14 protein-coding genes and 2 tRNA genes are annotated in these 14,073 nt (G+C 33.5%); 14 read left to right on the top strand and 2 right to left on the bottom strand.

The genetic code is table 11. From position 1 onward, the window contains the following. The first annotated feature begins 491 nt into the window (after nt 1-491). Both V5J73_RS02390 and V5J73_RS02395 read left to right on the top strand, forming a co-directional pair. Nucleotides 492-564 (top strand) — tRNA-Gly (locus tag V5J73_RS02390). A 47-nt stretch (nt 565-611) separates the two neighbouring features. After that, nucleotides 612-684, top strand: a tRNA-Gly gene (locus V5J73_RS02395). Nucleotides 685-734: 50 nt separating this feature from the next. Here the strand turns inward: V5J73_RS02395 and pepE are convergent. Beyond that, nucleotides 735-1,442: a dipeptidase PepE gene (gene pepE, locus V5J73_RS02400; protein ID WP_338647349.1), complete on the bottom strand. Its 708-nt coding sequence runs from the start codon at nt 1,440-1,442 to the stop codon at nt 735-737. 147 nt (nt 1,443-1,589) lie between these two features. On the opposite strand from pepE, the gene V5J73_RS02405 reads away from it, so the two are divergent. The 7 genes from V5J73_RS02405 (at nt 1,590) to V5J73_RS02435 (ending at nt 8,028) form a co-directional block, all read left to right on the top strand. Continuing rightward, nucleotides 1,590-2,345 (top strand): hypothetical protein, encoded by a 756-nt coding sequence (locus tag V5J73_RS02405; RefSeq protein ID WP_338647350.1) that lies wholly within the window; start codon nt 1,590-1,592, stop codon nt 2,343-2,345. Continuing rightward, a complete protein-coding gene (locus V5J73_RS02410) occupies nt 2,335-3,063 on the top strand; it encodes a hypothetical protein (protein WP_338647351.1) in 729 nt (242 codons plus the stop codon). Before V5J73_RS02405 ends, V5J73_RS02410 begins: the two co-directional genes overlap by 11 nt. A 229-nt stretch (nt 3,064-3,292) precedes the next feature. After that, nucleotides 3,293-4,048, top strand: a complete 756-nt coding sequence (locus tag V5J73_RS02415) for a hypothetical protein (RefSeq protein ID WP_338647353.1) — start codon at nt 3,293-3,295, stop codon at nt 4,046-4,048. Between the two features lie 81 nt (nt 4,049-4,129). Further along, nucleotides 4,130-4,636, top strand: a complete 507-nt coding sequence (locus V5J73_RS02420; protein WP_338647354.1) for a DUF6702 family protein — start codon at nt 4,130-4,132, stop codon at nt 4,634-4,636. A 60-nt stretch (nt 4,637-4,696) separates the two neighbouring features. Next, on the top strand, nt 4,697-6,940 hold the full coding sequence (locus V5J73_RS02425; RefSeq protein ID WP_338647355.1) for a M1 family metallopeptidase: 2,244 nt from the start codon (nt 4,697-4,699) through the stop codon (nt 6,938-6,940). Nucleotides 6,941-7,051: 111 nt separating this feature from the next. Beyond that, complete coding sequence (locus V5J73_RS02430) at nt 7,052-7,453, top strand: Sec-independent protein translocase subunit TatA/TatB (protein WP_338647357.1); 402 nt, start codon at nt 7,052-7,054, stop codon at nt 7,451-7,453. Continuing rightward, nucleotides 7,453-8,028: a phosphatase PAP2 family protein gene (locus tag V5J73_RS02435; RefSeq protein ID WP_338647358.1), complete on the top strand. Its 576-nt coding sequence runs from the start codon at nt 7,453-7,455 to the stop codon at nt 8,026-8,028. The genes V5J73_RS02430 and V5J73_RS02435 overlap by 1 nt, the downstream gene beginning before the upstream one ends. Nucleotides 8,029-8,124: 96 nt before the next feature. On the opposite strand, the gene V5J73_RS02440 is transcribed toward V5J73_RS02435, so the two are convergent. Beyond that, complete coding sequence (locus tag V5J73_RS02440) at nt 8,125-8,766, bottom strand: O-methyltransferase (RefSeq protein ID WP_338647359.1); 642 nt, start codon at nt 8,764-8,766, stop codon at nt 8,125-8,127. A 110-nt stretch (nt 8,767-8,876) separates the two neighbouring features. Between V5J73_RS02440 and rlmN the strand changes: the two genes are divergently transcribed. The 5 genes from rlmN (at nt 8,877) to V5J73_RS02465 (ending at nt 14,070) form a co-directional block, all read left to right on the top strand. Next, complete coding sequence (gene rlmN / locus V5J73_RS02445; protein ID WP_338647360.1) at nt 8,877-9,920, top strand: 23S rRNA (adenine(2503)-C(2))-methyltransferase RlmN; 1,044 nt, start codon at nt 8,877-8,879, stop codon at nt 9,918-9,920. A gap of 79 nt (nt 9,921-9,999) precedes the next feature. Continuing rightward, complete coding sequence (locus tag V5J73_RS02450; protein WP_338647361.1) at nt 10,000-10,977, top strand: polyprenyl synthetase family protein; 978 nt, start codon at nt 10,000-10,002, stop codon at nt 10,975-10,977. A gap of 148 nt (nt 10,978-11,125) precedes the next feature. Further along, nucleotides 11,126-11,686, top strand: coding sequence for an RNA polymerase sigma factor (locus V5J73_RS02455; protein ID WP_338647362.1), 561 nt, complete (start codon nt 11,126-11,128; stop codon nt 11,684-11,686). After that, nucleotides 11,673-12,443, top strand: a complete 771-nt coding sequence (locus V5J73_RS02460) for a hypothetical protein (RefSeq protein ID WP_338647363.1) — start codon at nt 11,673-11,675, stop codon at nt 12,441-12,443. The genes V5J73_RS02455 and V5J73_RS02460 overlap by 14 nt, the downstream gene beginning before the upstream one ends. A 34-nt stretch (nt 12,444-12,477) precedes the next feature. Beyond that, nucleotides 12,478-14,070, top strand: a complete 1,593-nt coding sequence (locus V5J73_RS02465) for a hypothetical protein (RefSeq protein WP_338647364.1) — start codon at nt 12,478-12,480, stop codon at nt 14,068-14,070. Nucleotides 14,071-14,073: the final 3 nt, after the last annotated feature.

The following is a 14,073-nucleotide window of genomic DNA, read 5'->3' on the forward strand; positions in this document are numbered from 1 at the left end:
ATTTTTTAAATAAAAAAGTGTCCTCTAATTTATTTTAAGAGAGAATTAGTTGGTTTCAAGGTATTAAATGCCTTCTTTTTGAGTGTTGCACCTCGTTATGGTGAAGTGTCTTTTTGACTTGAGAAGGGGTTCTATTGTAATAAATTAATTTGTTTTACTTCTAATGATGGAATAATGCGGGTTGACTATTTTGTCAAACACGCTAAAATGAAATGCTATAGGTATAGGAACTCGATCAAAATGACAACTTTTAATTAATTTTTCAGTCCGAAATACTTTATGTTTTACTGAAAATTCTCTAAAGCAGTGATTTTTTTAATTTTATTTTTAATTTTATTTTAAGCATAATAAAGGTATAATAATTTCATAATAAATTCTTTAGGATTTTTATATGCTTTTGAAAAAAAGAAGCAGTCACTAAGTTTGTGATTTTTTAATAAAAAAACTTGCATTGAAGCAAACTTATTAAGTATATTTGCACTGTTGTTAATGCGAAAGTAGCTCAGTTGGTAGAGCTCCAGCCTTCCAAGCTGGTTGTCGCGAGTTCGAGCCTCGTCTTTCGCTCTAAGCCTCAAATTAAAGTTTGAGGTTTTTTATTTTTACTATTTAATGCGAAAGTAGCTCAGTTGGTAGAGCTCCAGCCTTCCAAGCTGGTTGTCGCGAGTTCGAGCCTCGTCTTTCGCTCTTTAAAGCCGAAACATAATTGTTTCGGCTTTTTTTGTGCCGTTCTTGGATTACTTTAAAGAACTTAAATCGCTTCCACTTTCTAATTCCTCGGGTGTATGGTTTTGTCTAAACAGTCGAGCTGTCAAATCACCTTTTAAAGTAATTGTGTCTCCTTTTACATCCAGCCAACTTCCCTCTCTTAATCCTAAAACTGGTGCCGAATTATAAGCGTGAAACTCGTTTATTCTGGTTTCACGAGTTTCTCCCATGTGTTTAGAATTGGTGTCGGGGTCTAAATAATGCGGATTTAAATTAAAAGGAATTAATCCTAATGTTTTAAAACTTGGAGGATAAACAATTGGCATGTCATTTGTTGTTTGCATCGTAAGTCCGCAAATGTTACTTCCTGCGCTAGTCCCTAAATATGGCGTTCCATTTTTTACAACTTCAGCTAGGATTTCCATAGTATTGTTTTTGTATAATTGAGACACTAAAACAAATGTGCTTCCGCCTCCAGTAAAAATTCCTTCCGCGTTTTTTAAAGCTTTTCCAGCATCTTCAAATTCATGTATTCCAATTACTTTTTTATTTATTTTGGCAAAAGCCAAACCTACCGTTGCAGTATATTCCTCATGGGAAATGCCTCCTGGTCGCGCGTAAGGAATAAAAAGAATAGTAGTACAGTCTTGAAAATGCACTTGTAATTCAGGTAATAAATAGTCCAGATAATTCTGGTTGGCAAGAGTAGAAGTGCTTGCGATTAGTATATTTTTCATTTTTCAGTCGATAATTTGTGCTAAAGGTATTAAATCAGTCTTTTTGATTTCACATTTTTAATTAACATTTTTTTACCAACCTATTAGCAATTAATTTGGAACGCATTAAGATACTTTTACGAGCTGTCACTAATGTATTAAATAAGGATGATTAGAATTGTGTGCTTGTATTTGGCTTTTGTAGCAACAAATGTTGTCGCACAAGAAACCCCTCGAATAAAATTAAAAGGAAAAGTGACCGCTGATGCTACTGTTTTAGAAGGTATTTATGTGATAAATTTAAAAAGTGAGCAGGCATTAGTAACAGATAAAGAGGGTGATTTTTCTATTTTGGCTAAAGTTGGAGATACATTATTATTCACCGAAGGGCAGTTTAAAGAAGTTAGAATTGCCTTAACCCAAAAGGATTTTGAACAAGAAATGCTTTCTGTGAAAATGATGCCGATAGTAAATCAATTGCGCGAAGTTATTGTAAGAAGCGGTATCAATGCAGTATCAATGGGGATAATTCCAAAGGGACAAAAAATATACACTCCCGCAGAACGAAAGTTATATACTGCCAGTAATCTTAATGCCACTGCTAATGCAGGCTCGATGATGGGTGGTTCAATCTCAGCGGATCCATTATTGAATTGGTTTTCAGGAAGGACTAAAATGCTTAAAAAAGAAGTTGAAGTCGAAAAGAAAGAATCGTATATGAGGCAATTAGAGAATATGTTTACTATTGATTATTTTGTAAATACATTAAAAATACCTTCTGAATATGTCAAAGGCTTTGAATACTATATTGTGGAGAACGAAAGATTCGTGACGATTTTGAAATCTAAAAATGTTGCCATGACTACTTTCTTAATTGGGGAATTAGCAACTAAGTATAAAGAAATAATTGCAAGTGAAAATTAAAATTACGCTACAGCTTATTGTCTTTTTCTTCGTTCAAGTTTTTTTTGCCCAAGCTGGAAGCATAAAAGAACTTCGAGGAAAAATTATCGCCGATTCTGTTGCGGTTGATCGCATTACTATTGAGAATGTAACAACGGATAAAACTGCTTTTTCGGATGCGAATGGTTTCTTTACTATAGCAGTAAGAGAAGGTGATGTTTTAGTGTTTACTGCTGTTAATTTAGAAGGTCTCCGAAAGAAAATTGACAAGCAGGATTTATTGCAGGAAAGTATTACGGTACTCATGATGCCAAAAAGTATTATTTTGAAGGAAGTCATCATAAGTGAATCGTCTATTACAGCAGAGAGTTTGGGCATAATACCGTATGGTCAAAAAAAATATACGCCAGCAGAGAGGAAATTATACACAGCGACTTCTGGTAATGGTATTGATGGATTACTCAATGCTATTTCAGGACGGAAAGCCATGCTAAAAAAGGAAATTATTGTGGAGAAAAAAGAACAATTATTAGCCAGAATCGAAGTTCTTTTTGAAGACAAATATTACATTGAAACCTTAAAAATTCCCAATGATTACATTAGAGGATTTCAATATTATTGTATTGATGACGCTGGTTTTGCAAATGCATTGCGAGCTAAAAACAAGACATTGACGATGTTTCTAATTGTGAAGTTGGCGGAAAATTATAATGAAATTATTGCGGGTGAAAATAAATAAATTACTGCCTATTCTTTTGTTTTCAATGTGCCAAATTTATTTTGGACAAACTCCTGCTGAAAAGTTACTTTAATGTTAGAATTAGTGTGAATTCTACTAATATAAGTGAAATAAATGTCTTAAATTTAGGAAACGAAAAAAATAGCCCTCACAATCAAAGACGGGGAATTTTTTATTTTAGCGAAAGTGAAGCACTAAGTTTAAAATAACATTTTAAAAACAATCCAAGATGAAAACCAAAATAAGAATTCTTTGTTTGATTTTCTTTTGCCAATTTTCTTTTGGTCAAAACGAAAATAGGAAGTCGCTGCACGGTCAGTTTACAAATGAATCTGCAACTGTAGATAACGGGTATGTTTTTAATTTAAATTCAAAAACGAGAACCTTTATAAGCGATCAAGGTTTTTTTGATATTTTGGCGAAAGCCAAAGACACTTTGTTGGTTTCAAGCGCCGCTTTCAAGTCTAAAAAAATTGTGATTCAAGATAAGGATTTTTCGAAACCTTTGTTTGAGGTTAATTTAGATACGCAAACGACCTTGTTAAAAGAAGTTCTCGTGAAGCGCAAAGCAGAGCTGAAACCAATAAAAGGAAATACGCAAGGTATTGTTGATTTACAGTTTTTTGACGATGCAAAATCTTCACCAGTAAATAGAACAATGCCATCGGATGGGAGTATAGAAAACGGAATGGATTTTGTTAGAATTTATAAAATGGTTTCTAAATTGTTCACGAAGGATTCAGCTAAAAAAATCGATTTGGATTCTAATTTAGATTTTTCTAATGTTGTTTCTAAAGGAATTGATACGTATTTTTTTACCAATACCTTGAAGTTGAAAAATGAAGAAATTGGACTTTTTCTGGATTATTGCGAGAATGATTCAAAATCAAAAAGCCTTTTGAAACAAGAAGACGAATTTTTACTAATTGATTTTTTAATCACCAAGAACGAAGAGTTTAAAAGAATTACTACTTTTGAAAAATGAAATCGCCATGATTTCAGAATACAAATACTATTGAAGAATGGCGATGCCATATTCCGAAAAAAAAATAAATAGAATCTTCGAATGAAAAAAACAATCTTAATTACTTTTTTTGGGTTATTATTTTTAACGTTGACCTCTTTTAGTGTACATAAATTTTATGTAGCATTATATCAAGTTAATTATGCTCCCCAAAAGAAAATGCTTCAAATTACCGCTCGTATTTTTGTTGATGATTTGAATAGCGCAGTAGGAAAAAAATATGCTAAAAAAGTCAATTTGGGTTCTGAAAAAGAAACCGATGAGGATTTAATTTTATTGAAAAAGTATTTAAACGAAAAATTCTCTATTAAAATTAATGGACAATCTAAAGCTATTAATTTTTTAAGTAAAGAAATGGAAGGAGACGTACTTATCTGTTATTTAAGTATGAAGGAGATTCCTAAAGTTAATTCATTAGAGATTTATAACGCAGTTATCACAGAAGGAAATTCAGAGCAACAGAATATTATGCATTTTAACGTGAGTGGGATAAAAAACACCTTACTTTTTACAGAATCTACATCAAAGGGAATGTTAAAATATGAATAAATTAAGATAAATGTATTTTTAATTATTATTTTCACGCACTGAATAACCAGATTTCTACCTATGAAAAAAATCACCTTATTATTACTGCTTCCGGCAATGTTATTTGCCCAAGAGAAAACGGCACCTGTTGCGCCAAAACAAACAGGAAAATACGATACCAATAAGTTTAGTCAAATGTATGACCTGTTAGCAACACCTAACATGTTTCGTACAGCTTCAGGAGCGCCAGGTCCAGCGTATTATCAGCAACAAGCTGACTACAAGATAAATGTAGAGTTAGATGATAAAAAGTCTACATTAATAGGTTCAGAAACCGTTACGTATTATAACAATTCTCCGGATACTTTAGAGTATTTATGGGTACAGTTAGACCAAAATCAAGCTGCTAAAACCTCTCAAACTCCTTTGGCGGAAAGCCAAAGAATGGAACAGGTTTTTCCTGCTGGAAATTTTGCAAACAAGTTTTTAAAACAAGAACAAGAGCGTGGTTTTAATATTGAATTCGTAAAAGATGTAAAAGGGAATCCTTTGTCTTATTCGATAAATCAAACTATGATGCGTATTAATTTAACGACTCCAATGAAACCAGGTGAAAAATTTACTTTTTCTATCAATTGGTGGTATAACATAAATAACTACCGAGCAGAAGGCGGTCGTTCAGGTTATGAGTTGTTCGAAAAAGAAGGAAACAAATTATATGTAATTGCTCAGTTCTATCCTAGAATGGCAGTGTATAATGATGTTGAAGGATGGCAGAATATGCAATTTTGGGGAACGGGAGAATTTACGTTGCCTTTCGGGAATTTTGATGTAAATATCACTGTGCCTGCAGATCACGTTATGGAAGCTACGGGAGAATTAATGAATCGAAGTGAAGTGTTTACTGCTGAGCAGGTAAAAAGATATGAGCTGGCTCAAAAATCTTTTGACAAACCAGTTGTAATTGTTACTCAAGCAGAAGCAGAAGCAAGTGAAAAAGGGTTTTCAGAAAAGAAAAAAACATGGAAATTTAGCGCTAAAAACGTAAGAGATTTTGGTATTGCTACTTCTAGAAAGTTTATTCTAGATGCAATGGCAGTTCAATTGACGAACAAAACTGTTATGGCAATTTCAGTTTATCCTAAAGAAAGTAATCCACTTTGGGGAGAAACATCAACTAGAACTGTTGCTCATACTTTAAAAAGTTATTCTGCTCATACATTTGATTATCCTTATCCAAAAGCAGTTTCAGTTTCGGCAGAAGATCAAGGGATGGAATATCCAATGATTTGCTGGAATTATGGTCGACCTGATGAAAAAGGAGTAACTAGCGAACGAACAAAAAACGGAATGATTGGAGTGGTTATACATGAAGTAGGACACAATTTCTTTCCTATGATTGTAAATTCTGACGAGCGTCAGTGGTCTTGGATGGATGAAGGTTTGAATACTTTTATGCAATATATGGCTGAACAAGAAATGGGTACAAATTTCCCTTCTAGTCGTGGACCAGCGAGTAAAATTGTTCCTTACATGAGTGGCGATCAAAAATTCTTGGAGCCTATTATGTCAAACTCTGAAACGATAGTTCAATTTGGTGCGAATGCTTATGGTAAGCCAGCAACAGGTTTAAATATTCTTAGAGAAACGATTATGGGAAGAGAATTGTTTGACCATGCTTTCAAAGTATATGCAAACAGATGGAAATTTAAGCATCCTACACCAGAAGATTTTTTTAGAACTATGGAAGATGCATCGGCAGTAGATTTAGATTGGTTTTTCAGAGGATGGTTTTACTCTACTGATTTTGTAGATATCGGAGTGAAAGAAGTTAAACAATATTATGTTTCTGAGACGGCAACTAAAGAATTAAAAGACGCAGTAGTTAGAAGAGGGCGTTTTGGTCAAGAAAAAGGACCTTTTGTTTATTTAGTTCCTGGTACAAGTGAGGAATTATCCGCTAAGGATAAGAAAGCATTAGCAATAGCAGATGTAAATTTACTATCAGAGTACGTTAATCAAAATTTTTCTGCGGATGAAAAAACAAAATTAAAATCTCCTAAATATTTCTATGAAGTAGAGTTTAATAAGCCTGGAGGAATGTTAATGCCAATCATCGTTGAATTGACTTACGAAGATGATACGAAAGAAACATTTAAATATCCAGCTCAAATTTGGAGAAAAAATAACGATACCGCTAAGAAAGTGTATGCAACTGAAAAAGCAATCAAAAAGATTCAGATTGACCCGAAATTAGAAACAGCTGATATTGATGTGACTAATAACACTTGGCCTAAAGAAGAAGTGAAATCTAAATTTGATTAAATTAAAGACATAAATTTAAAAAAGACTCTGAAAAGAGTCTTTTTTTTATGAAAAAATTAAAAGTCAAAGATTCAAAATTAGGTATATTTGTAGCACTAAAAAATAAGAAATATGTTTGGCATAGGAGGAGGCGAATTAATTTTCATCATGTTTATCGTACTGATGCTTTTTGGATCGGATAAAGTACCAGAAATAGCCCGCACCATGGGTAAAGCAATGGCACAATTAAAAAATGCCACGAATGACATAAAAAGTGAAATTCAAAAAGGCGCAGAAGCAAATGGATTTGATGCACAGACACTAACCGATTTTAGAGGAAGTATTACATCAGAAATCAATAAAGCTAAGGAAAACCTATTGGGAGATACCTCTCAAATGAGCGACATAACTGGAAGCATTACTTCAGAAATTAATAAAGTTAAAGACGGTATAGTTGGCGACACAACCACTCAAATAGAAACTACTAAAGAAGTAATAGAAGAAGTTACAGGACCTATAAAACGTCAGATGTAATGCTGGATAAATTACTGTCTTTAGATGTAAAATTGTTTGTATTTTTGAATGGACTAGGATCGGAAACCTATGACGGTCTATGGTTGTTTATTACCAAACAAAGCAACTGGATTCCGCTTTTTTTGCTCCTTTTGTATGTTATTTATAAAAAACTTGGCGCTAAGCAAACCTTGTATTTGTTGCTTTTTGTAGCGGTCTTGGTTACAATTACAGATCAAACAACAAACTTATTCAAAAATGGATTTCAAAGGTTACGCCCTTGTAATAATCCCGAAATAAATTCCTTTATACGTATCGTTCAAGTCAGAAACTCCTTTAGTTTTTTCTCTGGACACGCAGCAAATTCAATGGCAGTAGCTACATTTTTGTTTTTTAATTTTAAGGATAAAATCAAATTTTTCGGTTTCCTGTTTCTTTGGCCACTAATCTTTGCTTACAGTAGAATTTATCTTGGATTGCATTACCCATTAGACATACTGACAGGTTATTTCGTTGGATTTACCTCGGGTTTTTTGATGTATAAAGTATACAAAATGGCCCAACAAAAGTATTTTCCGTTAAAGTTAAAGGACTAGGAGCAATTTCCTGCTGTACGCTGTATCCACGCAAAAAGGCGTGGGATGCCGCTTCCATCAGGGGTAGGCAGTTGTCTTCAAAAGGAATAGTTGAATTTACAAGACTCTACTCACCGTTAAACCATCGCGTATAGGCAATAAAACGGTTTCTATCCTAGGATCATTTGCCAGCAATTGATTATATTCCAACAATATTTTTGTGCTCAAATCTTTAGGATTCAGTGGTTCTAATACTTTACCGCTCCACAGCACATTATCGGATAATATGATACCACCCTTATTCATTTTTGGCAGGATTAATTCAAAATAGTTGAGGTAATTTTCCTTGTCGGCATCGATAAAAACCAAATCAAATTTCATGTCAAGCGTGGGGATAATAGCAACTGCTTCTCCTAAATGTTGTACAATTTGCTTTCCCCAAGGAGATTTGTCAAAATGTTTTCGTTGAAAATCAACTAATTCTTCTTTGATGTCAATCGTGTGCAATTGTCCGTTCTCCTGAATGCCTTCGCACAAACACAATGCCGAATAGCCTGTGTAAGTGCCAATTTCAAGGATGTTTACTGGTCGAATCAATTTAGATAACATACTCAAAACCCGCCCTTGAAAATGTCCGCTCAACATTCGAGGCAGCAGAATTTTTTGGTAGGTTTCTTTATTTAACGCAGCGAGTAAAGCAGGTTCTTTTTGAGAATGTTGTTCGATATAATCTTCTAAATCTTGAGAAATGAAATGCATTATTTGATTTTTTTTCAATGATTGGCAAAGTTATTAAATTATCAAATCAACATACGAGCATTTATTCGAATTGATGAAATAAATCAACAAATTGTCATTAAATTTGCACCATGGAAATCGAGAAAAAAGACATACGATCCTTATCAAAAGAACAATTACGTGATTTTTTCGTCGCTAATAGTGACAAAGCCTTTCGTGGGAATCAAGTGTATGAGTGGCTGTGGAGCAAAGGAGCACATAGTTTTGAGGATATGACCAATGTTTCTAAGGCAACACGTACAATGCTTGAAACGCATTTTGTTATCAATCACATCAAAGTAGATACGATGCAGCGCAGTGAAGACGGAACCGTGAAAAATGCGGTACGTTTGCATGATGGTTTGGTAGTAGAATCGGTTTTGATACCTACAAATACACGAACAACAGCTTGCGTATCGAGTCAAGTAGGCTGTAGTTTGGATTGTAATTTTTGCGCTACAGCACGATTAAAAAGAATGCGTAATCTGGAACCGGCTGAAATCTATGATCAGGTAATTGCCATTGATAAAGAAAGCCGTTTGTATTACAATCATCCGTTATCGAATATTGTTTTCATGGGAATGGGCGAACCGCTTATGAACTATAATAATGTGTTGAAAGCAATCGAAATGATTACGTCTCCTGAAGGTTTAGGTATGTCACCTAAACGTATTATGGTTTCGACTTCGGGAGTTCCTAAAATGATAAAAAAACTCGCTGATGATGATGTGAAATTCAAATTAGCCGTTTCGCTACACTCTGCAATAGATGAAATTCGTTCTAGAATTATGCCGTTTAGTGCTAATTTTCCTTTGGCAGATTTACGCGAATCATTAGAATATTGGTACCGAAAAACCAAAAGTAAAATTTCCTACGAATATGTCGTTTGGAAAGATATAAATGATAACAAAGCTTCCATAGATGCTTTGGTGAAGTTCTGTAAATACGTTCCTTGCAAAGTAAATCTTATCGAATATAATCCAATTGATGACGGTGAATTTCAACAAGCTTCTGAAGAATCAATTAATGCGTACATAAAGGCACTTGAAGCTAGCGGAATTGTGGTAAAAGTGAGAAGAAGCCGAGGAAAAGATATTGACGCTGCTTGTGGGCAATTGGCAAACAAAGAAGCGTAATGATTTTCTTTTCGAAAAATATTCAAAAGAATGCTAGCATTAGTAAGATTGCAGGCTAAAATTGTATCTTTGGATTCTAATGAATATTACTTCACAAATAAAACAGCCGATTTTCAATGAAATGGAACTTTTTGAAAAAAAGTTCTATGAATCGATGAGTTCGCAAGTGGCTTTGTTGAACAGAATCACGTACTATATTGTAAATAGGAAAGGAAAGCAAATGCGACCTATGTTTGTTTTTCTGACAGCCAAAATGGTTTCGGCAGGAATTGTTAATGAACGAACCTATCGTGGTGCTTGTGTTATTGAATTGATTCATACTGCGACATTAGTTCATGATGATGTAGTGGATGACAGTAATCGCAGAAGAGGTTTTTTTTCGTTGAATGCACTTTGGAAAAATAAAATTGCGGTACTTGTGGGTGATTATTTATTGTCCAAAGGATTGTTACTTTCTATAGATAATGGAGATTTCGATTTGCTACGAATTATTTCTGTCGCTGTACGCGAAATGAGTGAAGGCGAATTACTTCAAATTGAAAAAGCCCGAAGACTTGACATCACAGAAGATATTTACTATGAAATCATCCGAAAAAAGACAGCGACACTTATTGCTGCCTGTTGCGCTCTTGGTGCAAGATCCGTTATTGAAGATGAAGTTCAGGTAGAAAATATGCGAAAATTTGGAGAACTTATCGGGATGGCTTTTCAGATAAAAGATGATTTATTCGATTATACCGATGAAGCCATTGGGAAACCTACCGGAATTGACATCAAAGAACAAAAAATGACGCTGCCTCTTATTCATGTTTTGAATACGTGTACTTCCAAAGAGAAAACATGGCTGATCAATTCTATTAAAAACCATAATAAAGATAAAAAACGCGTCAAAGAAGTTATTGCTTTTGTAAAAAACAATAATGGATTGCTTTATGCAGAACAAAAAATGGTAGAATTCCAGCAAGAAGCCCTTTTGCTTTTAGATAATTATTCGGATTCTGAGTTTAAAGACGCGCTGATTTTGATGGTGAATTATGTGATTGAAAGAAAAAAATAACTTTTTTTAAATTATTTTTCTCTCGTTAACTACTGCTTTTATTGACTTTTTTTGGTTTTAAATTGTAGAACCAGAAAAAAATCTATTTATGATGCAACCTTTTTGCATTGCCAATCGTCTATACTTATAGAAACACTTTATAAAGATTTTGAAAGTAATCAACTTATATCAGGAGGAAAATGAATTAATCGAGTTAGCTGTCGAGAATAATCGGCAGGCACAACAGAAAATTTATACCCAGTTTTCTCCAAAAATGTTAAGTGTTTGCCGCCAATACATAAAAGACATTCATCAGGCCGAAGATATCATGATTACTGCTTTTATGAAAGTGTTTACGAATCTGAAGAATTTTCAGCACAAAGGAAGTTTTGAAGGTTGGATTAGAAGGATCATGGTTAATGAATGTATTTCTTTTATCCGAGTGGAGAAAAAGCTAAAATATAGTGAAGATGAAACCTATTTTGAAGAAAGCTTCAATAACATTGAAAGCCAATTTTCAATAGCTGATATTCAATTTTTGATAGACAGTTTGCCGGATGGGTATAAAATGGTTTTTAATCTATATGCAATTGAAGGATTCAAACATCAAGAAATTGCCAGTATGTTAGGGATTACTGAAGGAACATCAAAGTCACAATTGTCACATGCCAGAAAAATGCTTCAAGGACAGATTAACAAGTTAAAAAATTACAGTAATGGAACCGAATAAATTAGAAAAACAGTTCAAAGAGCAATTGAATTCTCGGGAGATCCAACCGTCAGAAATGGCGTGGAGCAGACTAGATTCAATGCTTACTGCTGCTGACCCGAGCAATAGCGAACAGGCGAAGCGAAAATCCAAAACTAAATTTCCTTGGATGTATATAGCTGCGAGTTTTATTGGATTTCTATTGATAGGAACAGTTTATTTCAGTCAAAATAAAAATGCTATTGAAAATCAGATGCAGGAGGTTGTTATTCAAAATTCAGCGACTCCAGAAATTACTGTAGTTCCTGATAATAAAGTAAAACTAAAAACAGAGGGTGAAAAAATTACAAGTACTACTGTCGTTTCAAAAACAAATTCGGGAAGTGCTAAAAGTCCAATTTTAAAAGAAAAATCGAATATAGTTGCTACTAATTTAAATCAAAGTCAAGTTGCAGAAGTTTCAATCAGAAATCATTCAAAAGAAAATAGGGCTAGTGATAATTATTTTCAAGATAAAAATTATCAATCAACAGGTAGTAATAGATACGTTTCAGCAGAAAAATTATTAGCAGAAGTTACGAATACTAAATTTGAACCAAACGCTACCGATAAAGTAATTGAAAAAAGTAGAAAAGCTATTTCTGTAAATCCAAATAGTCTGTTATCAAGTGCTGAAACAGAATTAAATCAATCTTTTAGAGAATCTGCATTAAACAGATTGAACAAAAATTTTAATGCTATAAAAACAGTTTTAGTTAATAGAAATTACGAGGAATAAATAAAAATCAATCATCAATCAAAAAACGAAAATCATGCAAAAAATTATTTTAATCACAACAATTGTGTTGCTTTCCTTACTAAGTAAGGTAAATGCTCAAGGAGTAGACGCTATAAAAAATAGTTCAGACTGGCATTATAGGGGTTCAAAAGCAGAAAGTTATGAAATGGGATCAGATGCAGGCGCTGAAAAAAACAACCAGACGGTTTACAAAATTAAATCGATTCCAAGTAAAACGAATGGTTTTGGGACTATAATGAAAACCATACAACCGAATGCATTTTTAGGAAAAACAGTTAAAATGACTGCGTATGTAAAAAGTGAAAATGTAAAGTCATGGGCAGGGTTGTGGATGCGAGTAGATTATTATACTGCAGCAGTTTTAGCTTTTGATAATATGCAACGAAGACCTATCAAAGGAACTAAGAATTGGACTAAATATGAGGTGATTTTATATGTCCCAACTGAGGCAACAGCTATTTCGTATGGTGTTTTATTAAATGAAACTGGACAAATTTTGTTTAAGGATGTAGCAATTGAAATAGTTGATGACTCCCTTGAAGAAACTGGACAAAATAAAGGAAGAGATCATAAAGTAATTTCCTTTGAAACCAAAGCCAAAGCTATTAGTAACGAAATTAAAGCCATTACAGATAATGAAAAAAATGCCCTAAAAGTGGCTGTAGAATTAATTGACAGGGACTTAGAAAAAGGTGTTATCACTAAGGAGCAAGCAAGTAACCTTAAAATGGATAAGGCAAAAATTCATGCTGCGGCCATTGAGGCAAAAGTGGGTGTTGAACAAGCAAAGTTAAATCAATTGGTACAAGATAAAGTCGATGGGAAAGTAGCAGATGAAAAGGATCGTAGAAGCGGAGGCCGAACTATTATTCTAGGTAACAACCCAAATTCAATTGGTTCTCAAACCGAAATTAATATCACCTCCATGAAGGTTTATAATGGTCAGGAAGATAAAGAAGAGCGCCAATCCAAAAGAACTACTTCACAATTTGTATTCGCCACAGGATTAAATAATGTAGTGACTGATGGCTCTGTACAAAAATCAGATTTTAGGTATTTGGGCTCTCATTTTTACGAGTGGGGATTGAGTTATAATACTAGAATTTTAAAAAACAACAATCTATTGCATGCAAAATATGGGTTTTCTGTAATGTACAATAATTTGCGAGCTACAGACAATAGGTATTTTGTAGTAGATGGAAACCAAACAAACCTTCAGGTAAATCCTATTCATCAGGATGATTCTCGTTTCAAGAATGTAAATTTAGTATTTCCAATGCACTTAGAATTTGACTTCACAAAATCCAAAGAAAGAGATGGGAAGACTTATTTTAAAACACACGATAGTTTCCGTATTGGTTTAGGAGGGTACGTGGGTACAAATCTAAAATCGAAGCAATATATCAATTATAATATTGATGGGTATAAATCAAGAGAAATAACTAAAGGTGATTTTAATGTTGATAGTTTTATATATGGATTAAGCACTTATGTAGGATATAAATCTACCAGTTTGTACTTGAAATATGACTTGAATCCTTTATTTAAAGATAATGCAGTAAAACAAAATAATGTTTCATTAGGACTACGTTTTGATTTTAATTAGAAA

It is taken from the genome of Flavobacterium sp. KS-LB2, assembly GCF_036895565.1.
Taxonomy (GTDB): domain Bacteria; phylum Bacteroidota; class Bacteroidia; order Flavobacteriales; family Flavobacteriaceae; genus Flavobacterium.

Excerpts from the sequence above, each read along its gene's own strand:
- V5J73_RS02460 (WP_338647363.1), top strand. The coding sequence starts at position 11,673 with ATGGAACCGAATAAATTAGAAAAACAGTTCAAAGAGCAATTGAATTCT.
- V5J73_RS02440 (WP_338647359.1), bottom strand. The coding sequence starts at position 8,766 with ATGCATTTCATTTCTCAAGATTTAGAAGATTATATCGAACAACATTCT.
- V5J73_RS02405 (WP_338647350.1), top strand. The coding sequence starts at position 1,590 with ATGATTAGAATTGTGTGCTTGTATTTGGCTTTTGTAGCAACAAATGTT.
- V5J73_RS02420 (WP_338647354.1), top strand. The coding sequence starts at position 4,130 with ATGAAAAAAACAATCTTAATTACTTTTTTTGGGTTATTATTTTTAACG.
- V5J73_RS02425 (WP_338647355.1), top strand. The coding sequence starts at position 4,697 with ATGAAAAAAATCACCTTATTATTACTGCTTCCGGCAATGTTATTTGCC.
- rlmN (WP_338647360.1), top strand. The coding sequence starts at position 8,877 with ATGGAAATCGAGAAAAAAGACATACGATCCTTATCAAAAGAACAATTA.
- V5J73_RS02415 (WP_338647353.1), top strand. The coding sequence starts at position 3,293 with ATGAAAACCAAAATAAGAATTCTTTGTTTGATTTTCTTTTGCCAATTT.
- V5J73_RS02465 (WP_338647364.1), top strand. The coding sequence starts at position 12,478 with ATGCAAAAAATTATTTTAATCACAACAATTGTGTTGCTTTCCTTACTA.
- V5J73_RS02435 (WP_338647358.1), top strand. The coding sequence starts at position 7,453 with ATGCTGGATAAATTACTGTCTTTAGATGTAAAATTGTTTGTATTTTTG.
- V5J73_RS02430 (WP_338647357.1), top strand. The coding sequence starts at position 7,052 with ATGTTTGGCATAGGAGGAGGCGAATTAATTTTCATCATGTTTATCGTA.
- V5J73_RS02450 (WP_338647361.1), top strand. The coding sequence starts at position 10,000 with ATGAATATTACTTCACAAATAAAACAGCCGATTTTCAATGAAATGGAA.
- pepE (WP_338647349.1), bottom strand. The coding sequence starts at position 1,442 with ATGAAAAATATACTAATCGCAAGCACTTCTACTCTTGCCAACCAGAAT.